This is a genomic window from Paenibacillus sp. AK002 (genome assembly GCF_053903045.1).
Genome location: NZ_CP096377.1, coordinates 2279589 through 2305522, shown reverse-complemented (window position 1 = coordinate 2305522; position 25934 = coordinate 2279589). Strand labels below are relative to the sequence as shown.

Here is a 25934-nt window from a genome sequence, read left to right as displayed (position 1 = left end):
AATATTATGGACTAATCAACATTGTACTATAATGAGAAAGAGAAATAAATGTTTTTAGGACAGTTGACGGAGCAATTTTTACTGTGATATTATATTTAAGTATTGTTTCATGCAGGGTTAGGAACAAGGAGGTGTAATGAATGGCTCGCAAATGTTATGTAACAGGCAAGAAACCAAGCAGTGGTAACCATGTTTCTCACGCTAACAACCACAACAAGCGTTCTTGGGGTGTCAACGTTCAAAAGGTTCGCATTTTGGTGGATGGCAAGCCAAAACGTGTATACGTCAGCACTCGCGCTTTGAAATCCGGTAAAGTGACTCGCGTATAATCATCTCGTTATATGAAGAAAAACTTCTAAATCTCCAGGCACCATTTGTGGGCGATCCGGGACAAGGAAGTTTTTCTTGCGTTTAGATACATATTCTTCACCTAAACAAAAAGCACCCTGATCAGATAACAGGTGCTTTTTTTATTTAGATATAAGAAAAATGAAAGAGCCGAACTTCCGCTTTCTTATATCGCAAGAAAAACTTCCGGTCGAACGCGGCCTGTCTTCGATAAGTACGTCGCTAGACACTCTTCTTATGATACAAGAAAGCGGCAGAGGCCATGCGCGCATTGGCTTTCTTATACCGCAAGAAAAACTTCCGCATACAAGATGCGGTATGTCCTCCATGCGCTCTATCGGAGTGCTCTTCTCTTGCCTCATCCCCCGTAAACCGGCTGGCGGCGTCGGTCCCAGGCGGAGGTTTTGTTACGCCGGGACAAGCTGTCAGCTCTTGTGAAACGTATTTAAGATGGCCTTCACAAAACCTCCCAAAAACTTCGGCAGCTTGAACGTATAGAATTTCATGTCTCACCCTCCCCATCATTCTCATGCCTTCCTAGATTATGTTATGCACCAAGCCCTTAGATGTGAACACAGACAAAAAAGGCTACATGAGAACCCAGCTCATGTAACCATATTTATGCGGGAATCCCCCGCCCTATGCATCCCCTGCTCACGTTCTGAGGTCAAGATGTTACGCTGTTTCGGATTTGGGCAATGGCCGCCGCCCGATCCGGCTTCCCGAAGACCGCGCTGCCCGCAACCAGGATATCCGCTCCCGCTTCCACCACGAGCGGCGCCGTCTCCGCCGTAATGCCGCCATCCACTTCGATATGGATATTCGGATTGTCGGAGTTTGAAATCCATTCACGCAGCTGCGCAATCTTGCTTACGGTCCGCTCGATAAACGCCTGTCCGCCGAAGCCGGGATTCACGGTCATCACCAGCACCAAATCCACGTCAGGAAGCACTTCCTGAAGGACATGGGCCGGCGTGGCCGGATTAATCGCGACGCCAGCCTTCACGCCATGCTCTTTAATGAGATGGATGACGCGGTGAAGATGCGGGCAGGTCTCGGCATGAACCGTGATCAAGTCTGCTCCTGCCTTGACGAAGTCGGCAATATACAACTCCGGCTGTTCGATCATCAGATGCACGTCGAGCGTCAGGCCCGTATGCGGTCTGATCGCTTGGACGATCGGCGGCCCCAGAGTAATATTCGGCACGAAATGCCCGTCCATGACGTCCACATGAATCCAGTCGGCTCCGCTCGCTTCGGCTTCCTTAATTTCCTGCCCCAGCTTTGCAAAGTCCGCCGACAATATGGATGGCGCAATTTTTATCATGATTCAGTACCTCCGCTTCTTGTCTTTCATCTCGGTATAAAACTCCACGTAATGCTCATAACGGCTTGCCAGGATGATTCCATCTTCTTTGGCTTGAATCACCCGGCAGCCAGGCTCCTGCATGTGACTGCAGCCTCTGAATTTGCATTCAGCCGCATAAGGAGCAAACTCCTTGAAGCAGGTCGACAGCTCCTCGACACCCAGCTCCAGAAAATCCAGCTGGCTAAAGCCGGGCGTATCGGCAACGTAGCCTCCGTTATCAAGCTCAATCAGCTCAACGTGACGCGTCGTATGCCGGCCGCGGCCAAGGCGCAGGCTAATTTCGCTGGTCTCCAGCGAGAGGCCCGGCATCAACGCATTAAGCAGGGACGACTTGCCGACGCCGGATTGACCGGAGAATACGCTGATTCGACCGGCCAGGCGGTCCTTCACCTCATCGGTACCGATGCCTTGCAAGGAGCTGGTTATAAGCACTTCATACCCGATTTCTTCGTACTGGCGCTTGACCTGCTCCAATACATCGTCCGAGTCGTCTGCAAGATCCTGCTTCGTCAGGCAGATCAACGCCTCAAGTCCCGAATGCTCAATATGTACCAGGAACTTGTCCAGCAGATGCAGGCTCAAGTCCGGTTCCTTGACCGAAAACAACAGCACCGCCAAGTCGACGTTCGCGACCGGCGGGCGAATTAATTGGGAAGACCGTGGAAGTATTTCATCCACGGTCCCCTCCCCATTCTCAGTCAATGAATACATCACGTGATCTCCAACGAGCGGAGAGATGCCTTTCTTTTTGAAAATGCCGCGGGCTCTGCATTGAACCGCTGGGTCCTCCCCGGATATAATGTTGCCATCCTGCAGTGGTTTGACATAGTAATATCCGCTTAGTGCCTTCACGATCAGTCCCTCTAGCATATAATAGGCCTCACCTTTCTTGTTGAAATAAGTGTTCTCATGACTTGTTTCTAATCGTTGTCTTTGCCTTTGCCCTTACCCTTGCCGTTTCCTTCGCTGCCGTTATCCCAGTGATAAGCAGCATCATCTTCCTCATTCGAACCGTCCTCGCCATTTCCCTCATCCGGGTTGGTGTCCACCGGTACATCAGGTTGCTCAGGCGGCTGCTCAAAGGTCGGCTGCGGCACGGTTCCGTTCTTGACGTCGGTGTAGCTTACGCTGTACGTATCCACCTGGCGGCCGTCACGGAATATCATGACCGTCGCGTGTTTGTCGGGAGCAAGCAGCAGCTTAACGGGTACCATTTCGGAAGTCGTAATGGTCTTGTTTACGGCCTCCTGGTTGTCTCCCAGCGCGTCGCTGAAGACCACCCGGATTTTGCTTTCTTGTCCTTCGGCGCTCGGCGACACCGGTACGCTGTAATTATACTCAAGCGCATCCGAAGGATAACCGGAGCTGACGAACAGCGTGATTTCGGAGCCTGGTGCAACTTGTTGATTGGCCTCATGCGGCCATTGCTCTATTACGATGCCCTTTTTTACTTCAAAACTAGATCTCTCTTTGATAGCTGCAATTTTAAAGCCATTCGACTCCAAAATATTGACGGCGTTCTCCTGCTCTAAGCCAACCACGCCCGGCATAGGGATAAAATTCTTGCCCTCGCTCACCGTTACGCTGATCGCATCCGTTTCTGGATCGATTTTTGTATTGGCTTCTGGGCTTTGTTTAAAGATCTTGCCCTGAGGTACTTCATCATTTTTTTCAGACGATCGCTTGATGGAGGTTTCCTTAACTCCAATCTCTTTTAATGCAGCAACTGCCTCATCAAACGTCATCCCATTAAGGTCCGGCATTTCCGGGAGCGGCTTTGCATCCCCAACCGACAACTGAACCGGTGAGCCCTTCTTCAGCATGGTCTCTGGTTCCTTGTCCTGTGCAAACACGACGCCTTCATCCACATTCGGTTTATATTCGCGAATGACTTCCTCATTCACCGTCAAACCTTGGGCCTCTAGCTCGCGGATCGCTTCCTCCTCCGTCATGCCTACCACTGGCGGCACCTTAACCTCCGGCACCTCCAGCATATTGTTCACATACATGACGACGCCTAACATAAGGCCGAGGAACAGGAGCACTGAGCCGATAATGATGGTCGGCTTGACCCACTTTTTCTTCGGTTTGCCGGTTGGCTTTTCCTCAAACTCCTCGTCATCCGAGTCGTCATCTTGGTCATGTTGATGCTGGCTGCTGCGCTGCATCGTTTTGAGCGCCGGCATGACCAGGGTAGAATCGGCATCGTCCTCGAACTCCATCTTCGGCTCATTGAGGCGCATCGGCATCAAACACGTCTCGAGGTCGTCCATCATTTCTTCCGCGGACTGGTAACGCTCCTCCGGATTTTTGCGCATGGACTTCAGGATGATGTTCTCCACGCTTTGAGGAATGAGCGGGTTCACTTCCCTAGGCTCGTCAAATTCCTCCTGCAGGTGCTTCAGTGCAACACTGATCGGGCTCTCGCCCAGAAAAGGAAGACGGGCCGTGAGCATTTGATATAACACGATACCAAGTGAGTATAAATCCGATTTCTCGCCCGTTACGACGCCCTTGGCGTGCTCCGGCGAGAAATAATGCACAGAACCCACAACGGAGCCTGTCTGCGTAATGGTTGTCGACGTGACCGCTCTGGCAATGCCAAAGTCGGTTACTTTGACCCTCCCGTTACGGCCAATCAGAATATTATGCGGTTTAATATCGCGGTGAATAATCTGGTTATGATGGGCATGCCCCAATGCATCGCAGATCTGGGTCGCAATCCGCACGGCTTCTTCAACCTGCAGTGGCGCCCGTTCTTTAATGATTTCATTCAAATTCTGACCTTCGATATATTCCATGACGATGTAATGCACATCTTCCTCTTGGCCCACATCGTAGATGCTGACCACGTTGGAATGCGACAATGAAGCCGCCGATTGTGCCTCACGCCGGAAACGGCGAATAAATTCCTCGTCGTGCACAAACTGCTGGCGCAGCACTTTGATCGCTACGTTCCGGTTCAGCAAAATATCCTGAGCCTTGTAGACCAGCGCCATGCCGCCGCCGCCGATGCGTTCAATAATCTTATAACGACCAGCCAATTCATGTCCGATCATGAATCCCACCCCTTTATACGTTGCCCGACAACCTCTTCTTGATGTTCAAACATTGCGACTGTGATGTTGTCCTCACCGCCAGCGAGAAGTGCTAGTTGAAGCAGGCGATCCGCTCTTTCTTCCAGAGGAAGGTCAAGTGAACCGGAAATTTGTCCGATCAGCTCGCGGCTGACCCGGTTGCTGAGTCCGTCACTGCATAGCAACAGCACTTCGCCTTCCCCGAGCGTAACCGGCGTAAGCTCAACCGTCACATCCACATCCGTTCCAAGTGCCCGGCTTAATACGTTTTTCCGGGGATGGGTTTCCAGTTGATCTTCCGTAATCTGACCACTCTTAAAAAGCTCATTAACCAATGTGTGATCATCCGTGAGCCGAATGACTTGTCCGGGAACGACTTTGTAAGCCCGGCTGTCCCCGATATGACCGATATAACCTTCGGAGCCTCGCAGAAGCACCGCTACGATCGTCGTGCCCATATTGTGAAGCCGCTCATCTGCCGAGGCTTCCTGATAGATAACTGCATTGGCGTGCAATATGGCATCGCCCAGCGCAGCCCGAACGCCGTCCATGGACATGTCCTGCTCCAAAGAGGACAAATCCGCGGCCACGGTATCTACCGCAAGCCTGCTGGCAGTGTCGCCCGCAAGGTGGCCTCCCATGCCGTCGGCAACCACACCCAAGGTATAGCCATGCTCCAATGTGCTAACAAATACCGAATCCTCATTAACAGGACGAACGCGCCCCACATGGCTTACATGAACCGTCTTGATCAAATCTTCTCACCTCAACTCCATATGCTTGGCCCGCAGCTGGCCGCAAGCGGCAGCGATATCATGGCCTTGTTCACGACGGATGGTCACATTGACCCCCTTGTCTGCTAACGCACGTTGAAATTTGAAAATATCGTTACGCGATGTGCGAACATATTTCCGTTCCGGCACATGGTTAACCGGAATCAGATTGACGAAGCAGTTCATATCCTTGATGACGTCCGCAAGCTCTTCGGCATGCTCCACCTGATCATTCACTCCGCCGATCAAGGCGTATTCAAACGTAATGCGGCGTCCGGTTTTAGCCTGGTAATAACGAAGCGATTCAATCACGTCGTCAAACGGGAACCGGCGGTTCACGGGCATCAGCTTGGAGCGCAGCTTATCGTTTGGCGCATGAATGGAGATGGCCAGATTAATCTGGGTATCCTCTTCGGTGAATTTATAGATGTTAGGCACAATGCCGCTCGTCGATACGGTAATGTGGCGTTGGCCGATATTCAATCCTTTTTCATGGATCATCGTGCGCAGGAATTTCATGGTCGCCTCATAGTTCTCAAACGGTTCGCCTGAACCCATGATCACGATGCTGCTGACGCGTTCTCCCGTTTTATCGAGAATCTTCTGTGCCTGAACCACCTGGGCAACGATTTCGCCGGAGGTCAGGTTTCGCTTCAAGCCACCCAGCGTGGATGCGCAGAACGTACATCCGATACGGCAGCCGACCTGCGTCGTAACGCAGATGCTGTTGCCGTAGTTATGCCGCATGATGACGGTCTCGATGGCATGGTCATCATGAAGGCCGAACAGAAACTTGACTGTTCCGTCCTTGGATTCCAGCTTGGTGATCTCCGTCAGGGTCACGAAGCTGAACTCCTGCTCCAGCTTGGCCCGAAGCTCTTTGGACAGATTCGTCATTTCCGCGAAGTCGTTCACCCGCTTCACGTACAGCCAGTCATAAATCTGGGTTCCCCGAAACGCGGGCTCCCCGTTCTCTTGAGCCCAGGCTTGAAGCTCTTCCAGTGAATAATCATATATAAAAGGTTTCATTCTCACCACACCTGTCTAGTTTTAAAGGATGTCCGGCCAGCATTCTTCCGAACGCTCCCTATTTCATTCATATGCATCTCTTTTTTCATTCTTCCTATTCTAACATAAATAAAAGAGACGGTAAAAGAGGAAAACCCGCCGGCATAGGCGGGATACGACTATAGTCATGGCGGCAAGCGCCCTTAAGAGGAACGTCTGCCGAGTCTGGCAATGTAAAAGCCGTCGCTGTGATAGTGCTGGGGCAGGATTTGAATGCCGCCGCCTCGCGAAAGCGAATTCTCGCCCAGTCGGCTTAAGGCTCCAAGGCCGTCTTCTGCAATGGCAAATTCGGAATGGCCTTCCAGAAAAGCAGATACCACGCCTTCATTCTCCATCGGTTCAATCGTGCACGTGCTGTATACCAAGATCCCTCCGGGACGGAGCAAGGTCGAGACCGACTCCAGCAGCCTGAGCTGCAGCGCCGCAATCTCATGGATGTCCTCCTGGGACTTGCCCCACTTCAGATCCGGCTTGCGCCGGATCACGCCAAGGCCCGAGCAGGGAGCATCCAGCAAAATTCGGTCGAAAGACGCAGGCTCGAAGCGGTCTGCCAAATCCAGCGCGTCCCCCGTCACGATCGAAATGCTGTCCAGTCCCAAACGGCTGGCCTGATCCGATATCAGCTTCCCTTTATGGGCATGAATATCGTTGGCGACGATGCTGCCCTCGTCCTTCATCAGCTCGCCCATATGGGCGCTCTTTCCGCCCGGGGCCGCGCAGCAATCGAGCACGCGCATGCCCGGCTCGGGCTGAACGGCCTCGGCCACGAGCATCGAGCTTTCGTCCTGGATCGAGATCATCCCGTCACGATACCAATCGGTCAAGGCCATATTGCCCGCACCCTTAACGACAATCCCGTAGGGACTAACCGACGATGGGGAAGCATCCAGGCCATGGCTGCCCATTAATTTCAGCATGTCGTCGCGGCTGATCATCGTGGTGTTCACCCTCACGCTGACAGCCGGCGGTTCGTTGTTTGCGGCACAGATCGCCTCCGCTGCCTCCGTACCGTACTGGGAGATCCAGCGCTCCACCAGCCACTGCGGATGGGAATGCAGAAGGGAAATGTGCTGGGCGTCCGTCATATCCTCCGGAATGGCCAAGGTTTCCTTCTGACGCAGAATATTCCGAAGCACCCCGTTCACCATGCCGGAGATCCCTTGATGCCCGCGGCGCTTCGCCAGATTAACGGCCTCGCTGACAACCGCATGGTCCGGGATCCGATCCAGATACACGATCTGATAAAGGCTGATGCGAAGCAGCGCCCTTACCCAAGGCTGAAGCTTCCGCACCCCTTTGTTGACAAACTTGTTCAAAAAATAATCAAGCGTGTTCAGCCGCGAGATCGTGCCGTAGATCAGCTCCGTGGCTAGTCCCGCGTCGCTCTTGGCAAGCGAGGATTTCTGCAGAGCGGAGTTGAGCAGGAGATTGCTGTACGCCCCCTCCTGCTCAACCTGAGTCAATACATTCATCGCCAGCTCCCGGGGAGAGTCCAGGCGTCCCTTCGGGCTGCGGTTTCCGCTCACGACAGCACCGTCCCGGCCGTCAGGCTCGTCCCGCGGACGAATTGCGCCGCATCCATTGCCTTCTTGCCGCTAGGCTGAACCGTAAGCAGCGTCAGCGTACCGTCGCCTGTTTTCACGACGATCCCTTTCTCCTGCAGCTCGAGCACGGTCCCGGGTTGCGCATCGCCAGATGCCTTCTGGGCGCTGTCCGGCTTAGCCGCTGCCCATACTTTAAACACTTCGCCGTTCCACAGCGTGAACCCGCCGGAATAAGGAACCAGGCCGCGAATCTGATCGTAGATTTCCCGGGAAGTGCGGCTCCAATCGATCTTCTCGTCATCCCGGGTCAGATTCGGAGCATACGTTGCCTTCGAATCATCCTGAGGCTCGGCCTCCACCTTGCCCTTCACGAGCCGCGGCAGCTCCCGCCGAAGCAGCTCCGCGCCGGCTTGGCTCAGCTTCTCGAACATGGTTCCAGCCGTATCGTCGTCTTCAATAGGGACCTCGGCGCGGGCGATCATGTCCCCGGTGTCGAGTCCCTCCGCCATATACATCAGCGTGATGCCCGTGACGGACTCTCCATTGATGATGCTCCGCTGAATCGGCGCTCCTCCCCGATAAGCGGGGAGGAGCGAGCCGTGGACGTTCAGACAGCCAAGCGCTGGCATATCCAGCACCGATTTCGGCAGGATTTGGCCGTACGCGGCCGTGACGATCAGATCGGGTTTATATTCGGCCAATTCGGCCACGGCTTCCGGATTCCGCAGTCGCTGCGGCTGCAGGACAGGGATGCCGTGACGAAGGGCGGCTTCCTTGACCGGCGTCGGGGTCAGCACTTTTTTGCGCCCCTGCGGACGGTCAGGCTGCGTAACGACGGCGGCTATCGTGTATCCTTCGGCAATCAGCATTTCCAGACTGGGTACTGCAAAGGCGGGGGTGCCCATAAATACGATATTCATCGGTTCTCCAACTCACTTCTCGGCTGTTCCGGAACATACTCATACACCCGGTCGGCGATTTCCGTAAACAGCACCCCGTTCAAATGATCGATTTCATGCTGAAATGCTCGCGCAAGCAGCCCTGTACCCGTAATGACAAGCTCATTGCCTTCGCGGTCAAGCCCCTTAACCGTTACTTTCTCCGCACGTCGAACATCCCCGTTCCAGCCTGGAATACTCAGGCAGCCTTCCGGCCCGAATTGCTCGCCCTCGCTCTCGACGATCTCCGGGTTAATCATCTTGATCAAGCCGTGCTCATCGCCCGCATCGATAACAATCAGGCGCTTCAGTATGCCGACCTGCGGCGCGGCCAGCCCGACGCCTTCCGCATCGTACATGGTATCGGCCATATCGTCCAGGAGCTTTTGAACGTTCGGCGTAATTTTGGTAACTTCCTTTGCCTTTTTATGAAGAACCTCATCCGGTTCTTTAACGATAATACGAATCGCCATGTCTACGACACCATCCTTGTGCTTTTCATCATTATATGCGCTATTACATTAACATTTGCGGATCAACGTCAATACTGATTTGGAGCTTGCCGTCCCGCGCCGAATCCTGAAGCTTCTCGGCAACCGAACGCACCAGCGAGACGGCATCCATCGTTCCCCGCCATTTTATCATACATTGAAATCTGTATCTATTTTTTAACCGCGGAATGGGGGAAGCCACCGGACCCAGGATATCGAGCGCGCTTGCGTCGAACCGGTCCAGGCTTCCGAACCATCCCCGGCGGTCGGATTCGCTTTTGATGGAGGCGGCAAAATTCTCTGCCAGTCGTACGAGCAGCGGCAGCTGTTCATGCGACAGCGTCACCAGGATCAGCCTGCAGTACGGCGGATAATGGAGCGCTTTGCGGTGCTTCAGCTCATCCTTGACGAAGGATAAATAATCATGGCTGCTTGCATGAATAATCGAATAATGCTCGGGCGTGTAGGATTGGATGACCACTTCACCCGGCAGCTGATGGCGTCCTGCTCTTCCGGCCACCTGAGTCAGCAGCTGAAACGTCTTCTCCGCCGCCCGGAAGTCGGGCAGATTCAGCGCCGAATCGGCCGTAATGACGCCGACCAGAGTGACATCCGGGAAATCCAGGCCTTTGGCGACCATTTGAGTTCCAAGCAGCACGTCGCCCTTTTTATCCCGAAACTGCTTCAGCAGCTTCTCGTGGGAGCCCTTCTCGGTCGTCGTGTCCACGTCCATCCGAATGACGCGAATCCCGGGGAACAGCTTGGCCAATTCTTCCTCGACACGCTGCGTGCCCGTTCCGAAATAGCGTATATGCTCGCTCCCGCAATCCGGGCAAACCTCCGGCGCCTGTGCGGCGTAACCGCAATAATGGCAGCGCAGATTGTTCGATTTCTGATGGTAGGTCAGCGAAATGTCGCATTCCGGACAGCCTGCCACATATCCGCAGCTCCGGCACATCACGAAAGTGGAGTACCCCCGCCGATTCAGCAGCAGCACCGTCTGTTCTCCGCGTTCCAGCCGCGCCGAAATCGCGGCATGCAGGGAGCGGCTGAACATGGAGCGATTTCCTTCCCGGAGCTCCTCCCGCATATCCACGACCTGAACAGCCGGCAGCTGGTTGCCCAGCGCACGGCTCGGCATCTCCAGCAGATGCGGCGCAAAATCATCCTGAGCCTGCGATCTCGCCGCATGGTAGCTTTCAAGCGAAGGCGTTGCCGAGCCCAGAATGACGGCTGCACCTGTCAGCGAGGCACGGTGAATCGCCACGTCCCTGGCATGGTACTTCGGCGTTTCTTCCTGCTTATATGAACTTTCATGCTCTTCATCCATAATAATAAGGCCAAGTCGGTCAAACGGCGCAAACACCGCCGATCGTGCTCCCACGACAACCGAGGCCCGGCCTTCCCTAATTTTGCGCCACTCATCGTAGCGCTCACCATCCGAAAGCCGGCTGTGCATGACGGCCACGCGGTCGCCGAAGCGGGCTTTGAACCGCTCCACCATTTGGGGCGTGAGCGATATTTCGGGCACCAGGACAATCGCCTGACGCTCCTGATCCATACAGCGCTGAATGGTCTGCAGGTAGATTTCGGTCTTGCCGCTGCCCGTTACCCCGTGCAGGAGAAACGCGCCATGCTTGCGTTCATCCAGCTTGCGCACAATGCTCCGATACACAGCCTGCTGCTCCGGCGTGAGCGCAAGCGGGGCGCTGGGCGTAAAGTGCCGTCCCCGGTACGGGTCGCGAAACACTTCGACATCCTCAAGGGTAATCAGTCCCTTGTCGGCCAGCGCCTTCACGGTGCCTGCGGTGACGCCGAGCGTCTGCAGCAGATCCTTCTGCGATATCGGCAGGAAGTCCTCCATCTCTACGATATATTGGAGCACTTCCTTCTGCCGCTGAGCCTTAGCCGGAAACGAAGCCAGCGCCACATGCGCTTCCTCGCTCGAAACGGCAAGCTCTACCGCTTTCATCGTTTTTTTCTGCAGTTTGTCCTTGATTTGCTGGAATTCGCTTAACCGCCCCCGGCCGATCAGCGCTTTTACGGTGGCTGCCGCATCCGGGAACGCTCGCGTTAACTGCTGGAGCGACACCTCGCCTCGCTGACCGACAAACCGGATGATCTCCTGCTCCAATTCGCTTTCCGGCAGGAGCCCGAATAATCCGCCGCTTTCATCCGACAAGCCCGCATCCGGCTCGCCAAGGGAAATATACCGCTCGGCTTTTCCCTTCAGCGCCGTTGGCAGCATCGATTGAAGAGCGGTTATATAACGGCATGCATACCGCTCTTTCATCCATTCTCCAAGCTCAATCAGCTCAGGCGAGAGCGGCGGCATCACATCAAGGACTTCCTGAATCGGCTTCATTTTGGCCGTATCCATCTCGGGCCGGGGATGCAGCGAAACCACGAATCCCTGAAGCGTACGGTGACCGAACGGCACGCCGACCCGGCTGCCTACCTCGACCCATGGCCGGAGCTCCTCCGGTATCAGATAATCAAATGGACGGTCCGTATCCTTGGACGGCACGTCCACAATCACACGGGCCATTTCCATCAGGATAACCTCCCGGTCAACCGTTCGGCCGCCAGCGTTAACAGCCTCAGGGCCACTTCCTCCTTGGACATCACGGGCAGCTGCAGGACGAGCCCTTCTGCATCGAATATATGAACGCTGTTCGTGTCCGTGCCAAAGCCGGCGCCTTCCTGCGTAACATCATTGGCAACGATCAGGTCGCAATTTTTGCGTTTCAGCTTTTCCCTGGCGAACTGCTCTACCGTATCCGTCTCGGCGGCAAATCCGATCAAGAACTGGGAGGTCTTTTGGCGTCCCAGGCTTTCCAGGATATCCGTGGTCTTGACAAGATCCAGCGTCATCGTTTCCCCGCGCTTCTTGATCTTTGACGTCGCTGCCTCCGCAGGACGATAATCGGCGACCGCTGCCGCCTTAACCACGATATCGCTCGTTTCGAACACGCGCTGCACCGCTTCGTACATGTCCTGGGCCGACTCCACTCTCTCCGCAGGAATTCCCTCTGGCGGGGCTTCATCGGTATGAGCCGCAATGAGGTGGACGTCCGCTCCCAGCTGCTTGGCGGCTTTAGCAATCGCAAACCCCATTTTTCCGGAGGAATCATTCGTGATATAACGGACCGGATCAATGCGCTCGATCGTACCGCCGGCCGTGACAACCACTTTTTTGCCGTGCAATATGCCTGTCGAGACGCTTTCCACGTCCTGATTCGACGCCGCGGACTCGACTGCGCGCCCTTGGAAAAACCGTTCAACCACATCCACGATCGTATCAGGCTCCTCCATCCGTCCCTTTCCGACGTATCCGCATGCCAGAAGTCCCTCTCCGGGTTCAATCATGGACACCCCGCGTGAAACCAGCGTCTCCATATTGGCCATGACGGCCGGATGCGTGTACATATGCACGTTCATCGCCGGCGAGATCATGACAGGAGCCGTGGTCGCAAGCAGCGTCGTGGTCAGCATGTCATCCGCCAGGCCATGTGCCATCTTGCCGATGATATTGGCCGTCGCCGGAGCAATCAGCACCAGATCGGCCAGGTCGGCCAAGTGAATATGCGAGACGACCGAGGGGTCCCTTTCGTCAAAAGTATCGCTATATACCGGGTTTTTGGTCAGCGTCTGCAGCGTTAATTCCGGAATGAACTGCTTGGCGGATTCCGTCATGATGACATGCACATCCGCTCCCCTCTGGACAAGCCTGCTGCATAAAGTCGCTGCTTTATACGCGGCAATGCCACCTGTAACGCCAAGTACGACGACTTTTCCGTTCAACATGACAATCCCCCGCTTTCCATTTGTATGAAGGCTGTACTTTCATATCTTCTCAAAAAAATAACAACCTTTCGGTTGTCACATTTTCGCGCGCTAACGCATGGTATTCGAATGTTGAAAAAAAGCCCTAGTCCTCTCCACGCTCAATCTTCACGTAATCGCCATAGATTTCTTCCAGAGCGACACCGACGAACTTATGGGATTTCGGATGTTTCAACTCGCTGACTTCTCCTTCACGCAGTTGGCGTGCACGGCGCGAAGCCGCAACCACAAGAGAATATTTACTGTCCACTTTATTCATCATTTCATCAATGGATGGATATAACACAGTCGAAGCACCTCTTCTTTATTTACTTGAAAGTTTTACGCCGTCTATGAAAAAACAGCTTACTTTCTCACCTTACAATGTTCGGCTATAATGATAGATTGTATTCTCTCGCAAGCAAGATTGATTTCATCGTTCACTACGGCATAATCATAATGCTGCAGCAGATTGATTTCGTCAACAGCTACGGACATGCGGTGGTCGATCGTGGCCTGACTTTCTGTCCCCCGGCCCTGGATCCGATCTTTCAGTTCGTCCAGCGACGGCGGCATCAGAAACACAAAGATACCGTCCGGAAACTTCTCCTTGACCTTCAGCGCGCCCTGCACTTCGATCTCCAGTATAATATCCTTGCCGGTGGCTAATGTTTCTTCCACAAAATCACGCGGGGTTCCATAATAGTTCCCGACGTATTCCGCATATTCGAGAAGCTGGTCGTTCTCAATCATATCCATGAATTGTTCCCGACTTTTGAAAAAATAGTTTACGCCGTTTACCTCACCGAGCCGCGGCGAACGCGTCGTAGCCGACACCGAATACACCAGTTCCGGAACCCGGCTGCGAAGTGCCGTACAGACGGTTCCCTTTCCAACCCCGGAAGGACCGGACAATACAATCAATAATCCTTTAGACATAGTACTCCTCATCTTATTCGTCGTTGTCGTCATCTTTGCTGGACAGACGGTGAGCCACCGTTTCCGGCTGTACGGCCGATAAAATCACGTGGTCGCTATCGGTAATGATAACAGCCCGCGTCCTTCGGCCATATGTAGCATCAATCAGCATATGACGGTCCCGTGCTTCTTGAATGATCCTCTTGATTGGAGCCGATTCAGGACTCACGATTGAGATGATCCGATTGGCCGATACGATGTTTCCGAAGCCAATATTAATAAGTTTGATTGCCATAGTGCGGTTGCTCCCCCTATACATTTGACTCTTACTTGCCGATGAAACTGCGGTTATTCCACATTGGCGGCTTGTTCACGAATCTTCTCCAGTTCCGCTTTCATTTCGACAACACGGTTTACCAGAGTCAGATGATTGGCTTTCGATCCAATCGTATTGACTTCTCTGTTCATTTCCTGAATCAGAAAATCCAGTTTACGGCCTACAGGGCTTTTCTGAAGAAGCAGCTCCCTGCATTGTTCCAAATGGCTGTGAAGTCGAATCAACTCCTCGTCCACATTGGAACGTTCAGCAAACAGAGCGACTTCCATTCCGAATATATGTTCATCAACAGCAAGCGATCCGTCATCAAGAGATTCAATGCGCTGCCGCAGGCGCTTCCGGTATTCGGCCGGAACCTCCGGAGCAAGCTCGGTCATCTCCCGGTGCAGCACCTGCAAGCGGTCAAGCCTCTGCCCGATATCCTTCGCGAGAAAAGCGCCTTCCCTGCTGCGCATCTGGACCAGACCCTCAAGCGCTTGTTCCAGACCTTGAAGAAGCGCATCATTCCATAACTTCTGCTGCGCTTCATCCATGGAAAGTCCGCTCGGAGTAACAAGAACATCTGGCAGCGTCAAAATATCCCGCACCGCCAGATCTCCCGCGATTCCGTATGACTTCAAATCCTCGGCTGCCTGTAAATACGCTTGAACCATGGCATGGTTCAGCACGGCACCCTGAGTCTCGCCGTTGTTTTCCTTGTTAATATAAACATCAATCCGTCCGCGTCCGATCCGGCTCTGTACCGCCCGTCGAAGCGAATCCTCGAAGAGCGCCCATTCACGGGGCATGCGAAAGACGATCTCGCAGTACCGGTGATTGACTGACTTCACTTCGAAAGAGATACTGTAGCCTTGAAAATCGACAACGGATTGCCCATATCCGGTCATGCTCAATGACATCGGAATCACATCCATTACACTATTGTAATTGATAATTATTAATGAAACAAGGGGGTCAATCGGCGGCCCGATTTCTCCCAGACGTACTCCATTAATTGTACGCTCATTTCATAGAACATAAACGGCGTCATCAAATAGATGCCGTTAAAATGCTCTGTCGCAACATCCAGCAGCTCCTTGCCGATCTTGACGCCCATCGCCCGGCCCGCTTCGCCTTCAAGTCCCGCCATGCGGCTGCGGACTTCGTCCGACAGCTGAATGCCCGGCACCTCATTGTGCAAATACTCGGCATTGCGCCCGCTTGCCAGCGGCATGATGCCGATGAAGATCGGAATATCCAGATGCGCCGTCGCTTCCCGAAGCCTAACCATTAACTCGGGATCGTAAACGGGCTGCGTCATGACGTAATCGGCGCCCGAAGCAATCTTCTTCTCCAAGCGGGCAACCGCTTTGTCCAGATGCCTTACATTCGGATTGAACGCTGCCCCGACAACGAATTTCGCCTTTTGCTTCAGCGGCTTTCCGGAGAAAGCAATGCCGTCGTTCAGCTGCTTGATCATCCGAATGATTTCAAACGAGGTCATGTCGTAAACCGAGCTGGAATCCGGCAAATCCCCAAAACGGGCCGGATCTCCCGTCACCGCAAGCACATGGTCGATGCCGAGCGCGTCGAAGCCCATCATGTGCGACTGCGTGCCGATCAGGTTCCGGTCGCGGCAAGCAATGTGAATCAGCGGCCGCAGTCCCGTGCGTGCTTGTACCAGATGGCCGAGAGCCATATTGCTCATGCGGGTTACGGCCAGCGAGTTATCCGCAAGGGTCAGCGCATCGGCTCCCGCTTTTTTCAAAGCTTCGGCGCCTTTCATGAACTTGGTGATATCCAAATCCCTCGGAGGGTCCAGCTCCACGATAACCGTATGCCGCTCCTTTACGATATCGACGATCGTCGGCTCCCCGCTGCGCTCGTAGAATTGCTCCTGGGCCGTTTCGTGAATCACGATCCGGTTGATCTCCGCCTCTTCGACGGCAGGGAGCGGCGAAGGAACGTAGCCGGATAGCGCCGAGGAAATTTCCGCGATATGCTCCGGCGTCGTCCCGCAGCAGCCGCCGATAATGCGGGCGCCGCGATCCGCAAACTCCAGAGCCGTTTTCCCGAAATACTCGGGACTCGCGCCATACCGGTATTCTCCGTCCACATAATCGGCGATTCCCGCATTCGGGTAGACCGAAGCCGGAAGATTCATGATGCCGTTCAGGGTTTCCAGCGCGCGCATGATGCCGTTCGGCCCCGTCCGGCAGTTGAACCCGATCACGTCCGCGCCTTCTTGGCTCAATATGCGGTATGCATCCGGCATCGTGAAGCCGTCCAGCGTGCGGGCAATATCCTCCACCGCGAACTGGCAGATCACCGGCAGGTCGCTCAGCATCCGTGCCTGCGCCAAAGCCAATTGCATTTCATCCACGTCGTAGAACGTTTCGAGCAGGATGCCGTCAACGCCTTCGGCGATCAGTACGGACAGCTGCTCTTCGAAGTAACGCTTGAGCTCGCTCGTGGAAATATTGCTTCTTTTGCCTGCCCGAATGGAGCCGACCGCTCCCACCACATATCCGTGATCGCCGGCGGCTTCACGCGCAATTCTCACGCCTGCGCGGTTAATCTCTCCTGCCCTCGCCTCCAAGCCGTATTTGGACAGCTTGTCATAATTGGCAGAGAACGTGTTGGTCTCGATGACCTCGGCACCAGCCTCAACATACTGGCGATGAACGTTCCCGATGACCTCCGGAGAGGTTAAATTCAGTTCTTCATATGAAATGCCTACAGGAAATCCTTTTTGATATAAATAAGTACCCATCGCGCCGTCACCGACCAGTACCTGATTCTCCCATGCCTGCCGAAGATTCGGTTTCATCGCGTTTTCTCCTCCACCCGACGTTTATTTTCAACTAATGTATCATAAAACCTCTGCAAAGATAAAGAGACAAAAGGGAGGCCGTTCGAAGGCCTCCCTACCGTGTCCGTCCCTGCAGGACAAACTTATGAACATACTGTTTTTTTCATCTGCCGGAGGAAGAGAAGCGGCCAGCGGATGCGCCTAAATTGCCAACTTCCCTTTATATACAACCTCGGCCGGTCCCGTCATGTACACATGGTTGTCAAGCTCATCCCACTCGATGAACAGATCCCCGCCCTTAAGCGAGATCGTCGCGCTGCGGTCTGTGGCACCGTTCAGCACGGAGGATACCAGCGTCGCGCAGGCGCCGGTGCCGCAGGCCAGGGTCGGCCCCGCGCCGCGCTCCCATACCCGCATGTCCACTTGACCGCGTGAATTCACCGTCGCAAACTCCACGTTGATCTTTCTCGGGAAGAGCGGGTGCACCTCAAGCTTAGGACCCCATACGCCGAGATCAAAGTTCACCGCATCGTCCACATAAATGACGCAGTGCGGATTGCCCATGGAAACGGCAGTGAATCGGAATTCCCTGCCTTCCACTTCAACGGGATGATTCACCACCGGATTGAGATCGACCAAGGTCGGCACGCTAAGTCCGTTCAGGACCGGTTCGCCCATATCGACCCTTACACTGCTTACTTGACCGTCCTGCACCGTAAGACGCACCTGCTGCACGCCGGCACCGATGGTTTCTATGGTAATCTCCTCGCGGTCGATATGGCCGTGATCGTACACATACTTCGCGACGCAGCGGATGGCGTTGCCGCACTGCTCCGCTTCGGAACCGTCCGAATTCATAATCCGCATCATGAAATCAGCCTTCGCGGAAGGCAAAATATATACAAGTCCGTCAGCACCGATGCCGAAGAAGCGATTGCACAGCTTCACGGCCAATTCGGATGCATCGGATGGAAGTTCCCGTTCGCCGTATACGACAACGAAGTCGTTGCCCAACCCATGCATTTTCGTAAATTCCATCATCAAAACCCATCTCCTCTGCAATTGCTACGCTCGTGCTTAGCATATCGCAGAGGTGATGGGCTATCCATTCATTTTACGCCGAAATATTTGCACTCTTCGTCATCATGCCGCGGCGGTTCCGGTTGCGGTTCCGTCTACCGCCCCACACGCTTCCGGCCCCCATCAGGAAGGTAGGAATGCCGGCGGCGACGAGTGTCAATGCCCACTCTTTCAGGCCAAGCGGAACCGTCTTGAAGATCGGCTGGAACGCCTCGATGTACATGACGCCGAGCATCAGCAATACCGAGGACAGCACGGCCAGAACCAATGCTTTGTTCTGAAGCGGGTTCCGATGGAAAATCGAGCGCGAGCTGCGGCAGTCGAACACATGGATCAGCTGGGCCATGACAAGGGTAGCAAAGGCAACGGACTGCGCCTTGGCCAGCTGCGCCGGATCATTCGGCGCGATGCGCAGCGTGACCCAAAATGCGCCGAGCGTGCACAGGCCGATCAAGATGCCGCGGCTGATGATTTTCCAGCCAAGGCGTCTGGCAAAAATATTTTCCTTGGCCCCCCGCGGCTTGTGCTCCATCAGATCCTTCTCCGGCTGGTCCACCCCGAGCGCCATGGCCGGGAGCCCGTCGGTGACCAGGTTTACCCACAGAATCTGGATCGGAACGAGCGGAAGCGGCAGTCCCATCATCATCGCAAAAAACATCGTCAGAATCTCGCCGACATTGGAGGCCAGCAAATAGCGGATGAATTTGCGGATATTTTCATAAATGCTCCGCCCCTCCTCAATCGCCGAAACAATCGTGGAGAAATTATCGTCACTGAGCACCAGCGATGACGCTTCCTTCGTTACGTCCGTGCCGGTAATGCCCATGGCAATCCCGATATCCGAGGCTTTGATGGCAGGTGCATCGTTCACGCCGTCCCCCGTCATGGCAACCACATGCCCCTTCCGCTGGAGCGATTTCACGATGCGAAGCTTGTGCTCGGGAGAGACGCGGGCATAAACGAAGGTTTGATCCACCCTCGCATCCAGCTCCTTGTCGTCCATTCGGGATAACTCCTGTCCCGATAGCGACAGACCATTCCTTGGCAGGATCCCGAGCTGGGCCGCGATCGCTTCCGCCGTTGTCCGATGGTCGCCCGTGATCATGACGGTCTTGATTCCGGCGCGTCGGCACGTCGCAATCGCGTCGCGCACTTCACGGCGCGGCGGATCGATCATTCCGGCCAGTCCCACAAAGATAAGCTGGCTCTCGGCCTCTTTCTCCGTTTCCGGCTTATCATAGGAACGCAAATCCCGATATGCCAAACCAAGCACGCGCAGCGCGTTGGAAGCCATGCCTTCATTGGCGGCCAGCACCTTCTGGCGGAGCGTGGAGGTCAGCGGCACGACGTTCCCGTCCCACATGATATAAGCACAGGCGTCCAGCAGGACGTCCGGTGCGCCCTTCGTGCAGAGCAAGCGTCCACCCTGATGGCTGACGATGACGGACATCAGCTTCCGCTCCGAATCGAAAGGAAACTCTTTGTCTCTTTGGTAGATAGAGTTCAGACTGCCCTTCGTCAAACCCATTTTGGACGACAGCGTCAGCAGCGCTCCTTCTGTCGGGTCCCCTTTTAATTCCCAGGCAGCTGCTGCCGGCTCCTCCTTGCCCTTGCGCTTGCTCCGGGCTTCCTCTTGCACATTCTCATAGATCTCCGCATTGTTGCACAGCCCGCTGATTTGCAGCAGCCTGCGGAGCCCCTGATCGGATCTTAGCTCGACAGGCTTGCCTCTGTGGAGGATCTGACCCGTCGGGTCATACCCGTGCCCGGTCACTTCCAGCGTACGTCCTCCCAGCCAAACCTGGGTTACGGTCATTTTATTCTGCGTGAGCGTCCCCGTTTTATCCGAACAGATCACGGATGCGCAGCCCAGCGTCTCCACGGATGGCAGCTTGCGCACGATCGCTTTGCGCTTGATCATGCGCTGCACGCCGAGGGATAGCGCAATCGTGACGATGGCCGGCAGACCTTCAGGTATGGCCGCTACGGCAAGGCTGACCCCTGCGAAGAACATCCCTGCTGCAGGCTGTCCATGCAGAATGCCTGCGACTACGACCAAGACCGTCAGCCCCAACGAAACGGCGATCAGAATTTTGCCCAGCTGCTCCAGGCGATGCTGCAGCGGCGTCTCCTGGGACTCCGTGTTTTGGATCATATCGGCGATTTTGCCCATCTCCGTATCCATTCCGGTCCGGATGACTACGCCTTTGCCCGTGCCGCGGGCCACCATCGTTCCCATGAAACCGATGTTCTTCCGGTCGCCCAGCGGAACTTCCGCATCGCGGATCGGCTCGGCATGCTTATTAACCGGCAGGGACTCGCCGGTCAAGGCGGACTCCTCGACGCTGCAGCTGTTGATCTCGAGCCAGCGAACGTCGGCCGGGATACGGTCTCCGCTCTCGACGAGAATGACATCGCCAGGTACGAGTTCTCTGGCCGTTAGCTGCACCACCTTGCCGTCCCGGATGACCTTGGAGGTCGGCGCGGACAGCTGCTTCAAGGCCCGAAGCGACCGCTCCGCCTTGAATTCCTGGATGAAACCAAGGATCCCGTTGATCAGGATGATGGCCACGATCGTGACGGCATCCAGATACTCGCCCAACAGGCCGGATACCAGGGTGGCTCCAAGAAGCACCAGCATCATGAAATCCTTAAATTGATTCAAGAACAGAACAAATGGAGAAATTTTAACGCCCTCGGAGAGCTCGTTGTAGCCACTTTTTTTTCGTCTCTCCCCGGCTTCCTCTTCCGTGAGGCCGTGCTGCGGATGCATCTGCAGTACTTGCTGCAATTCATCCGTGTCCATCTGGTGCCATTGCTTTTGTTCCATGCTTCCTTTCCCTCCCGGTTGGTTTTGCAAGTTCCGGCGGATGACAGCTTTTCCACCCTTTCTACGTAAATGTATTCGGACAGGTCCTGAATTATCACAGAAGGGGCCTTAAGTTTTTAAGGGAAATATGGCATCATAGAGAAGTACGATTAGGAAGGGTAACAGACAGATAGGAGAATGAAGGATGGCACTAGACGGCATTGTCACGCGCGCGATCGTGCATGAGCTTCAAGCCTGCCGGGGCGCACGAATCAATAAAATATATCAACCGAACGATCGGGACATCGTGTTTCATATACGCACCCAGCAAGGAAACGCCAAGCTGCTGCTCTCCGCAAACCCGACGTATCCCAGGGTGCATCTGACGCAGGAAACGTTTCTCAATCCGGCCGAGGCGCCGATGTTTTGCATGATTCTGCGCAAGCATTGCGAAAGCGGCATCATCGAGGACATCCAGCAGGTGGGCATGGAACGGATTATCCATATGACGATTCGTCAGCGCGACGAGCTCGGGGATGTTTCCTCCAAGAAAATCATCGTGGAGCTGATGGGCAGACACAGCAACATCATTCTGCTTGATCCCGCGAGCGATACCATACTGGACGGCATCAATCATGTGACGCCCGCCATCAGCAGCTACCGCGTGGTCATGCCGGGATTTTCCTACACGAATCCGCCGGAGCAGCATAAGCGGAACCCGCTCGAAACCGGGCAGGAAGCTTTCCGGGAGTCCTGTCTGGTGAACGAGGAGTCGACTGTCTCATGGCTGGTCGGCGAATTCAGCGGTCTAAGCCCGCTGGCAGCGCAGGAAATAGCCCACCGTGCAGGAGAAGGCCATCCGGGGGGAAACGAAGGGGAAAAAGATTGCGGCAGCCTGTGGCGTGCATTCGATGAGGTGATGGGACAAGTCCGCAGCCATCAGTATACGCCTGTTACAGGCGTCAATGCCAAGGGCAAATCGGTGTTCTCCGTCATACCGCTGACATTGCTTGCGGACGAGACCAGAACCTACGAATCGGTCAGCCAATGCATGGAGGATTATTACGGGGATAAGGCGCAGCGGGACACGGTTAAACAGAAGGTCAGCGATCTCCTCCGATTCCTGCAGAATGAAAGGACCAAAAACATCAAGAAGCTGGATAATCTGAACAAAGATTTGGAGGAAGCCGGCGATGCCGATCGGTACCGGATCTTTGGCGAGCTTCTCTTCGCCTCGCTCCATCAGATTCAGAAGGGGGACCGCGAAGTCCAGCTGATCAACTTCTACGATGAAGAGCAGGCGACCGTTACCATACCGCTGGATCCGCTCCTGACCCCATCGGATAATGCCCAGCGATATTTCAAAAAGTACAACAAGTATAAGAACAGCCTCGCGGTCATCAACGAACAGTTAATCAAAACCCGCGAAGAGATCAACTATATCGAGAATCTTCTGCAGCAGCTGTCGCATGCTTCCCTGAACGACATCGATGAAATCAGGGACGAGCTGGTCCAGCAGGGGTATTTAAGAGACCGCAGCCGCAAAACGAAGAAAAAGAAGAAAAACGACAAGCCGACGCTGCATGTCTATACTTCATCCGAAGGCGTCGAGCTCTATGTGGGCAAAAACAACCTTCAAAACGAATACGTGACCAACCGTCTCGCTTCCTCGAACGACACATGGCTGCACACCAAGGATATCCCGGGTTCCCATGTGGTCATCCGCAGCAGCGAGTACGGGGACGCGACGCTCCAGGAAGCGGCGCAGCTGGCGGCTTATTACAGCCAGGCCAAAGAATCCAGCAGCGTGCCCGTCGACTATACGCTCATTCGCCACGTCCGCAAGCCGAATGGAGCCAAGCCCGGCTTCGTCATCTACGACAATCAGAAAACGCTGTTCGTGACGCCGGACGAGCAGCTGATCAAGGCCATGCCCAATTCGGTGAAAAACAATCGCAATTAAGATGAACGGAAGACGCGGATAGATTTTCATTCAGCCAAAAAAAACGGGTACCCCGCAAGGTCAAAATGACCATCCGGGATACCCGTTTTTCTTACCGTTCCGTCCGCCTTAGATCCTTGCCCGCGCCTGTTGAAGCTGGTCCAGCACCTGGGTGGATACCTGGCGGCTGCCGATATCCCCATGGAATACCTTGCCCTGCCTCTGTCCATGGTAATCCGATCCGGCGGTCACGATGAAGCCGTACTCCTCGGCCATCGCCAAGTAACGTTCCTCCTCCGATACCCCATGGTCCGAATGATAGACTTCGATCCCCTTGAACCCTGACTCTTCAATGACCGTTCTGACCAACGTATCATCGCCGTAGAGTCCGGGGTGCGCAAGCACCGGCACGCCGCCGGCTTCACGGATCCATTCGCAGGCTTCCTTGGGATGGATCCGCGGCTGCGGTACATAGGCAGCCGCGCCCTGGGCGAGATACCGGTCGAAGGCATCCCTCAGATCCAGGGCATGTCCTTTATGGACCAGCGCATCCGCAATATGCGGGCGTCCGATGCTCTCATCGGGCTCCAGCGGCCGCCCCAATACCGCAATGACTTCCTCCATCGTAAGCTCGATGCCAAGCTCGCGAAGCTTAGCCAAGATCTTCTCATTGCGCTTATCCCTCGTGCGGCGGAGCGCTGCCAGCCGCTCGAGAAACACGGGGTCCCGGTGATCGACGTAATAGCCCAGGACGTGAATATCCGTCCCGCCTGCCATGGTGCTGATTTCAACGCCGGGGACCACGATGATGTTCAAGCGTTCTCCCGCTTGCAGCGCTTCCTCGATCCCGGCTACGGTATCATGATCCGTAATGGCCAAAGCCCCCAGCCCCCGCTCATAGGCAAGCTGCACGTTCTCCGAAGGCGTATTCATTCCATCCGAAGCCTGGGTGTGGGAATGGAGGTCACAGCCCTTTCGATCCGCGAGTTTATCCATGGCGTTCAATCTCCTTTCGTTGTATGTTCGGGTATGCTTGCATTAACGCCGTCGCTCTCTTAAGTAGGCCAAAAACGTCATCGCCGACATCGGCAAGAGCGCCGACCGCAAATGAATGGAATAGAAATTCCGTTTAAATGACGCATCCGCGATATCGATCATTTTGACTAACCCGAGCGCTGTCTCGTGCTTGACCGTAGAGGTTGACAGCATCGTTATGCCGAGTCCTTCCTCTACCGCCGATTTGACCGCTCCCGTGCTCCCCAGCTCCATCACCGTCTGGATGCTCTCAGGGTCGTGCCCCCGCTCCAGCAGCACGTCCTCCATGACCTTCCGGGTGCCGGAACCTTTCTCGCGCAGCACAAACGGATACGTCAGCACATCCTTCAAATATATCGCATCTTCCCTTTGCGCTAAAGGATGGCTGGAAGGAACGATCAGTTTCAGCTCATCCTCCATGACCGCATCCAGCACCATGTCCGGATGTTCCACAGGAGCCTCGATCAGTCCGAAGTTCAGTTGGTGGCTTGCGATTTCCTCGAGAATCTGCGTAGTGTTCATCACTTTGAGCATTATCGATATGTCCGGATACTCCCGGCCGAAGGGCCCCAGCAGTCGCGGCAGCACGTACTCCCCGATCGTCAGGCTTGCCCCGAGCTGCAGCCTTCCCTGAAGTTTGTTCGAGAAAGCCGCCATGGCCGCATCCGTTTCCTGCGACAGCTCCAGGCTCCTGCGGGCAAAGGGGAGCAGCGTCCTCCCGGCCTCGGATAACTCCATGCGCTTGGTGGAGCGGATGAGCAGCTTTGTCCCAAAGTACTCCTCCAGCGCCTGCACCTGCATCGTCACGGCCGGCTGGCTCATATGAAGCGCTTGGGCAGCAGCGGAAAAACTCCCCCGCTCGGCCACCGTGTAAAAGATATGTAGCTGGTGAAAATTCATCGTTTCCGTTCCCCTCTCGCTGCCGCTCTTGTTTTATATTGTAACGGATCGCGGCAGCGCATACAAAAAAAGACATCCGCGCTTACGCTCGCATGCCATTTCATGACTTTATTTCTTTATTTACGCTTGCGGCTGTTCTTGATCAGCGTCATGCGGCGCGAATGACGAAGCCATGAGTAATAAGACTTCAGGTCCCGAAGCTCAATGGTTTCGGACATACGCCCCAAAAATGTTACAATGATCATCCGATGCAGTGGGTTGCCGATCAGATCGCGTTCATGCTCCAGCTCCGAGAACTCCGCCACAACCACCAGATCGTCGTCGATCAGATAGACATCCTGTTCGTTGCGGTAATACGGCACGATCCGGTCCTGCTTCAAGCACTCCCACATCCAAGTCCCGATTTCCTCGTGGGAGGTGTCATGGCCTTCCACCCGGTCCGTATAACGGCTCTTTGCATGATTGGTAATCACGATATCGGCTACCTTTTTATCATTTAACGTAATATAAAACGGCTCATAGGTGCTCCACCGCTCAGTCCCTTTGTCGCGCATGGAATATCACTCTCCACCAAATGGGTCTTTGTATCTATGTATATATACCCAACATATTACATCATTCCACTGTCATTCACAAGATTGAAACCTCGCTTCTTGTGAACAATCACCGAAAATTTAGAAATAGCTCTA

The 25934-nt window shown here is 54.6% G+C and carries 23 protein-coding genes; 2 read left to right on the top strand and 21 right to left on the bottom strand.

Translation table 11 applies throughout. The features are described 5' to 3' along the window. Positions 1-140 precede the first annotated feature (140 nt). Positions 141-329 (top strand): 50S ribosomal protein L28, encoded by a 189-nt coding sequence (gene rpmB / locus M1D70_RS10080; RefSeq protein WP_006209230.1) that lies wholly within the window; start codon positions 141-143, stop codon positions 327-329. 444 nt (positions 330-773) lie between these two features. Here the strand turns inward: rpmB and spoVM are convergent, their stop codons facing one another. The 18 genes from spoVM to M1D70_RS09990 form a co-directional block, all read right to left on the bottom strand. Next, entirely contained in the window at positions 774-854 is an 81-nt protein-coding gene (spoVM, locus tag M1D70_RS10075) for a stage V sporulation protein SpoVM (RefSeq protein WP_034273235.1), read from the bottom strand. A gap of 161 nt (positions 855-1015) precedes the next feature. After that, positions 1016-1675, bottom strand: a complete 660-nt coding sequence (gene rpe, locus M1D70_RS10070) for a ribulose-phosphate 3-epimerase (RefSeq protein WP_456289786.1) — start codon at positions 1673-1675, stop codon at positions 1016-1018. Between the two features lie 3 nt (positions 1676-1678). Then, positions 1679-2587: a ribosome small subunit-dependent GTPase A gene (gene rsgA / locus M1D70_RS10065; protein ID WP_009592567.1), complete on the bottom strand. Its 909-nt coding sequence runs from the start codon at positions 2585-2587 to the stop codon at positions 1679-1681. Positions 2588-2637: 50 nt separating this feature from the next. Continuing rightward, the gene (gene pknB, locus M1D70_RS10060; RefSeq protein ID WP_456289785.1) at positions 2638-4776 is read right to left on the bottom strand and encodes a Stk1 family PASTA domain-containing Ser/Thr kinase; all 2139 of its coding nucleotides are present in this window, start codon (positions 4774-4776) and stop codon (positions 2638-2640) included. Further along, positions 4773-5549: a Stp1/IreP family PP2C-type Ser/Thr phosphatase gene (locus M1D70_RS10055; RefSeq protein ID WP_009592617.1), complete on the bottom strand. Its 777-nt coding sequence runs from the start codon at positions 5547-5549 to the stop codon at positions 4773-4775. Before M1D70_RS10055 ends, pknB begins: the two co-directional genes overlap by 4 nt. 6 nt (positions 5550-5555) lie before the next feature. After that, positions 5556-6596, bottom strand: a complete 1041-nt coding sequence (gene rlmN, locus M1D70_RS10050; protein WP_009592630.1) for a 23S rRNA (adenine(2503)-C(2))-methyltransferase RlmN — start codon at positions 6594-6596, stop codon at positions 5556-5558. 182 nt (positions 6597-6778) lie between these two features. Beyond that, positions 6779-8107, bottom strand: coding sequence for a 16S rRNA (cytosine(967)-C(5))-methyltransferase RsmB (rsmB, locus tag M1D70_RS10045; RefSeq protein WP_456290411.1), 1329 nt, complete (start codon positions 8105-8107; stop codon positions 6779-6781). Positions 8108-8157: 50 nt separating this feature from the next. Continuing rightward, positions 8158-9099 carry a methionyl-tRNA formyltransferase gene (gene fmt, locus M1D70_RS10040; RefSeq protein WP_456289784.1) on the bottom strand — a complete coding sequence of 314 codons (942 nt, stop codon included), beginning with the start codon at positions 9097-9099 and terminating at the stop codon, positions 8158-8160. Then, on the bottom strand, positions 9096-9590 hold the full coding sequence (gene def / locus M1D70_RS10035) for a peptide deformylase (RefSeq protein ID WP_009592578.1): 495 nt from the start codon (positions 9588-9590) through the stop codon (positions 9096-9098). The genes fmt and def overlap by 4 nt, the downstream gene beginning before the upstream one ends. Positions 9591-9633: 43 nt before the next feature. Further along, positions 9634-12162: a primosomal protein N' gene (gene priA, locus M1D70_RS10030; protein WP_456289783.1), complete on the bottom strand. Its 2529-nt coding sequence runs from the start codon at positions 12160-12162 to the stop codon at positions 9634-9636. Then, positions 12162-13415, bottom strand: coding sequence for a bifunctional phosphopantothenoylcysteine decarboxylase/phosphopantothenate--cysteine ligase CoaBC (gene coaBC / locus M1D70_RS10025; protein ID WP_009592634.1), 1254 nt, complete (start codon positions 13413-13415; stop codon positions 12162-12164). Before coaBC ends, priA begins: the two co-directional genes overlap by 1 nt. A gap of 124 nt (positions 13416-13539) precedes the next feature. After that, complete coding sequence (gene rpoZ, locus M1D70_RS10020) at positions 13540-13740, bottom strand: DNA-directed RNA polymerase subunit omega (protein ID WP_009592612.1); 201 nt, start codon at positions 13738-13740, stop codon at positions 13540-13542. Positions 13741-13799: 59 nt separating this feature from the next. Then, positions 13800-14372 (bottom strand): guanylate kinase, encoded by a 573-nt coding sequence (gmk, locus tag M1D70_RS10015; RefSeq protein WP_009592584.1) that lies wholly within the window; start codon positions 14370-14372, stop codon positions 13800-13802. A gap of 13 nt (positions 14373-14385) precedes the next feature. After that, entirely contained in the window at positions 14386-14646 is a 261-nt protein-coding gene (remA, locus tag M1D70_RS10010; protein ID WP_006209218.1) for an extracellular matrix/biofilm regulator RemA, read from the bottom strand. 53 nt (positions 14647-14699) lie between these two features. Then, positions 14700-15587 carry a YicC/YloC family endoribonuclease gene (locus M1D70_RS10005; protein WP_456289782.1) on the bottom strand — a complete coding sequence of 296 codons (888 nt, stop codon included), beginning with the start codon at positions 15585-15587 and terminating at the stop codon, positions 14700-14702. Positions 15588-15625: 38 nt separating this feature from the next. Continuing rightward, positions 15626-17497 carry a bifunctional homocysteine S-methyltransferase/methylenetetrahydrofolate reductase gene (locus tag M1D70_RS10000; RefSeq protein WP_456289781.1) on the bottom strand — a complete coding sequence of 624 codons (1872 nt, stop codon included), beginning with the start codon at positions 17495-17497 and terminating at the stop codon, positions 15626-15628. 183 nt (positions 17498-17680) lie between these two features. Then, on the bottom strand, positions 17681-18517 hold the full coding sequence (gene dapF, locus M1D70_RS09995) for a diaminopimelate epimerase (RefSeq protein ID WP_036672433.1): 837 nt from the start codon (positions 18515-18517) through the stop codon (positions 17681-17683). 76 nt (positions 18518-18593) lie between these two features. Continuing rightward, positions 18594-21389 (bottom strand): calcium-translocating P-type ATPase, SERCA-type, encoded by a 2796-nt coding sequence (locus M1D70_RS09990; protein ID WP_456289780.1) that lies wholly within the window; start codon positions 21387-21389, stop codon positions 18594-18596. 184 nt (positions 21390-21573) lie between these two features. Between M1D70_RS09990 and M1D70_RS09985 the strand changes: the two genes are divergently transcribed. After that, positions 21574-23331 (top strand): Rqc2 family fibronectin-binding protein, encoded by a 1758-nt coding sequence (locus M1D70_RS09985; protein ID WP_456289779.1) that lies wholly within the window; start codon positions 21574-21576, stop codon positions 23329-23331. 108 nt (positions 23332-23439) lie between these two features. Here the strand turns inward: M1D70_RS09985 and M1D70_RS09980 are convergent, their stop codons facing one another. The 3 genes from M1D70_RS09980 to M1D70_RS09970 all read right to left on the bottom strand — a co-directional run bounded on the left by M1D70_RS09980 (position 23440) and on the right by M1D70_RS09970 (position 25799). Further along, positions 23440-24306 carry a PHP domain-containing protein gene (locus tag M1D70_RS09980; RefSeq protein WP_456289778.1) on the bottom strand — a complete coding sequence of 289 codons (867 nt, stop codon included), beginning with the start codon at positions 24304-24306 and terminating at the stop codon, positions 23440-23442. Positions 24307-24348: 42 nt separating this feature from the next. Then, positions 24349-25245, bottom strand: a complete 897-nt coding sequence (locus M1D70_RS09975) for a selenium metabolism-associated LysR family transcriptional regulator (RefSeq protein WP_009589578.1) — start codon at positions 25243-25245, stop codon at positions 24349-24351. A 116-nt stretch (positions 25246-25361) separates the two neighbouring features. Continuing rightward, a complete protein-coding gene (locus M1D70_RS09970; RefSeq protein WP_009589660.1) occupies positions 25362-25799 on the bottom strand; it encodes a hypothetical protein in 438 nt (145 codons plus the stop codon). Positions 25800-25934: the final 135 nt, after the last annotated feature.

Coding starts and splice junctions, on each gene's coding strand:
- rpe (WP_456289786.1), bottom strand. CDS start 1,675: ATGATAAAAATTGCGCCATCCATATTGTCGGCGGACTTTGCAAAGCTG.
- rsmB (WP_456290411.1), bottom strand. CDS start 8,107: ATGAATGTATTGACTCAGGTTGAGCAGGAGGGGGCGTACAGCAATCTC.
- dapF (WP_036672433.1), bottom strand. CDS start 18,517: ATGGAATTTACGAAAATGCATGGGTTGGGCAACGACTTCGTTGTCGTA.
- M1D70_RS09990 (WP_456289780.1), bottom strand. CDS start 21,389: ATGGAACAAAAGCAATGGCACCAGATGGACACGGATGAATTGCAGCAA.
- rpmB (WP_006209230.1), top strand. CDS start 141: ATGGCTCGCAAATGTTATGTAACAGGCAAGAAACCAAGCAGTGGTAAC.
- rsgA (WP_009592567.1), bottom strand. CDS start 2,587: ATGCTAGAGGGACTGATCGTGAAGGCACTAAGCGGATATTACTATGTC.
- coaBC (WP_009592634.1), bottom strand. CDS start 13,415: ATGTTGAACGGAAAAGTCGTCGTACTTGGCGTTACAGGTGGCATTGCC.
- M1D70_RS09970 (WP_009589660.1), bottom strand. CDS start 25,799: ATGCGCGACAAAGGGACTGAGCGGTGGAGCACCTATGAGCCGTTTTAT.
- M1D70_RS10005 (WP_456289782.1), bottom strand. CDS start 15,587: ATGTCATTGAGCATGACCGGATATGGGCAATCCGTTGTCGATTTTCAA.
- pknB (WP_456289785.1), bottom strand. CDS start 4,776: ATGATCGGACATGAATTGGCTGGTCGTTATAAGATTATTGAACGCATC.
- M1D70_RS09975 (WP_009589578.1), bottom strand. CDS start 25,245: ATGAATTTTCACCAGCTACATATCTTTTACACGGTGGCCGAGCGGGGG.
- fmt (WP_456289784.1), bottom strand. CDS start 9,099: ATGAATATCGTATTTATGGGCACCCCCGCCTTTGCAGTACCCAGTCTG.
- gmk (WP_009592584.1), bottom strand. CDS start 14,372: ATGTCTAAAGGATTATTGATTGTATTGTCCGGTCCTTCCGGGGTTGGA.
- rlmN (WP_009592630.1), bottom strand. CDS start 6,596: ATGAAACCTTTTATATATGATTATTCACTGGAAGAGCTTCAAGCCTGG.
- M1D70_RS09980 (WP_456289778.1), bottom strand. CDS start 24,306: ATGGATAAACTCGCGGATCGAAAGGGCTGTGACCTCCATTCCCACACC.
- M1D70_RS10000 (WP_456289781.1), bottom strand. CDS start 17,497: ATGAAACCGAATCTTCGGCAGGCATGGGAGAATCAGGTACTGGTCGGT.
- priA (WP_456289783.1), bottom strand. CDS start 12,162: ATGGAAATGGCCCGTGTGATTGTGGACGTGCCGTCCAAGGATACGGAC.
- def (WP_009592578.1), bottom strand. CDS start 9,590: ATGGCGATTCGTATTATCGTTAAAGAACCGGATGAGGTTCTTCATAAA.
- M1D70_RS09985 (WP_456289779.1), top strand. CDS start 21,574: ATGGCACTAGACGGCATTGTCACGCGCGCGATCGTGCATGAGCTTCAA.
- spoVM (WP_034273235.1), bottom strand. CDS start 854: ATGAAATTCTATACGTTCAAGCTGCCGAAGTTTTTGGGAGGTTTTGTG.
- remA (WP_006209218.1), bottom strand. CDS start 14,646: ATGGCAATCAAACTTATTAATATTGGCTTCGGAAACATCGTATCGGCC.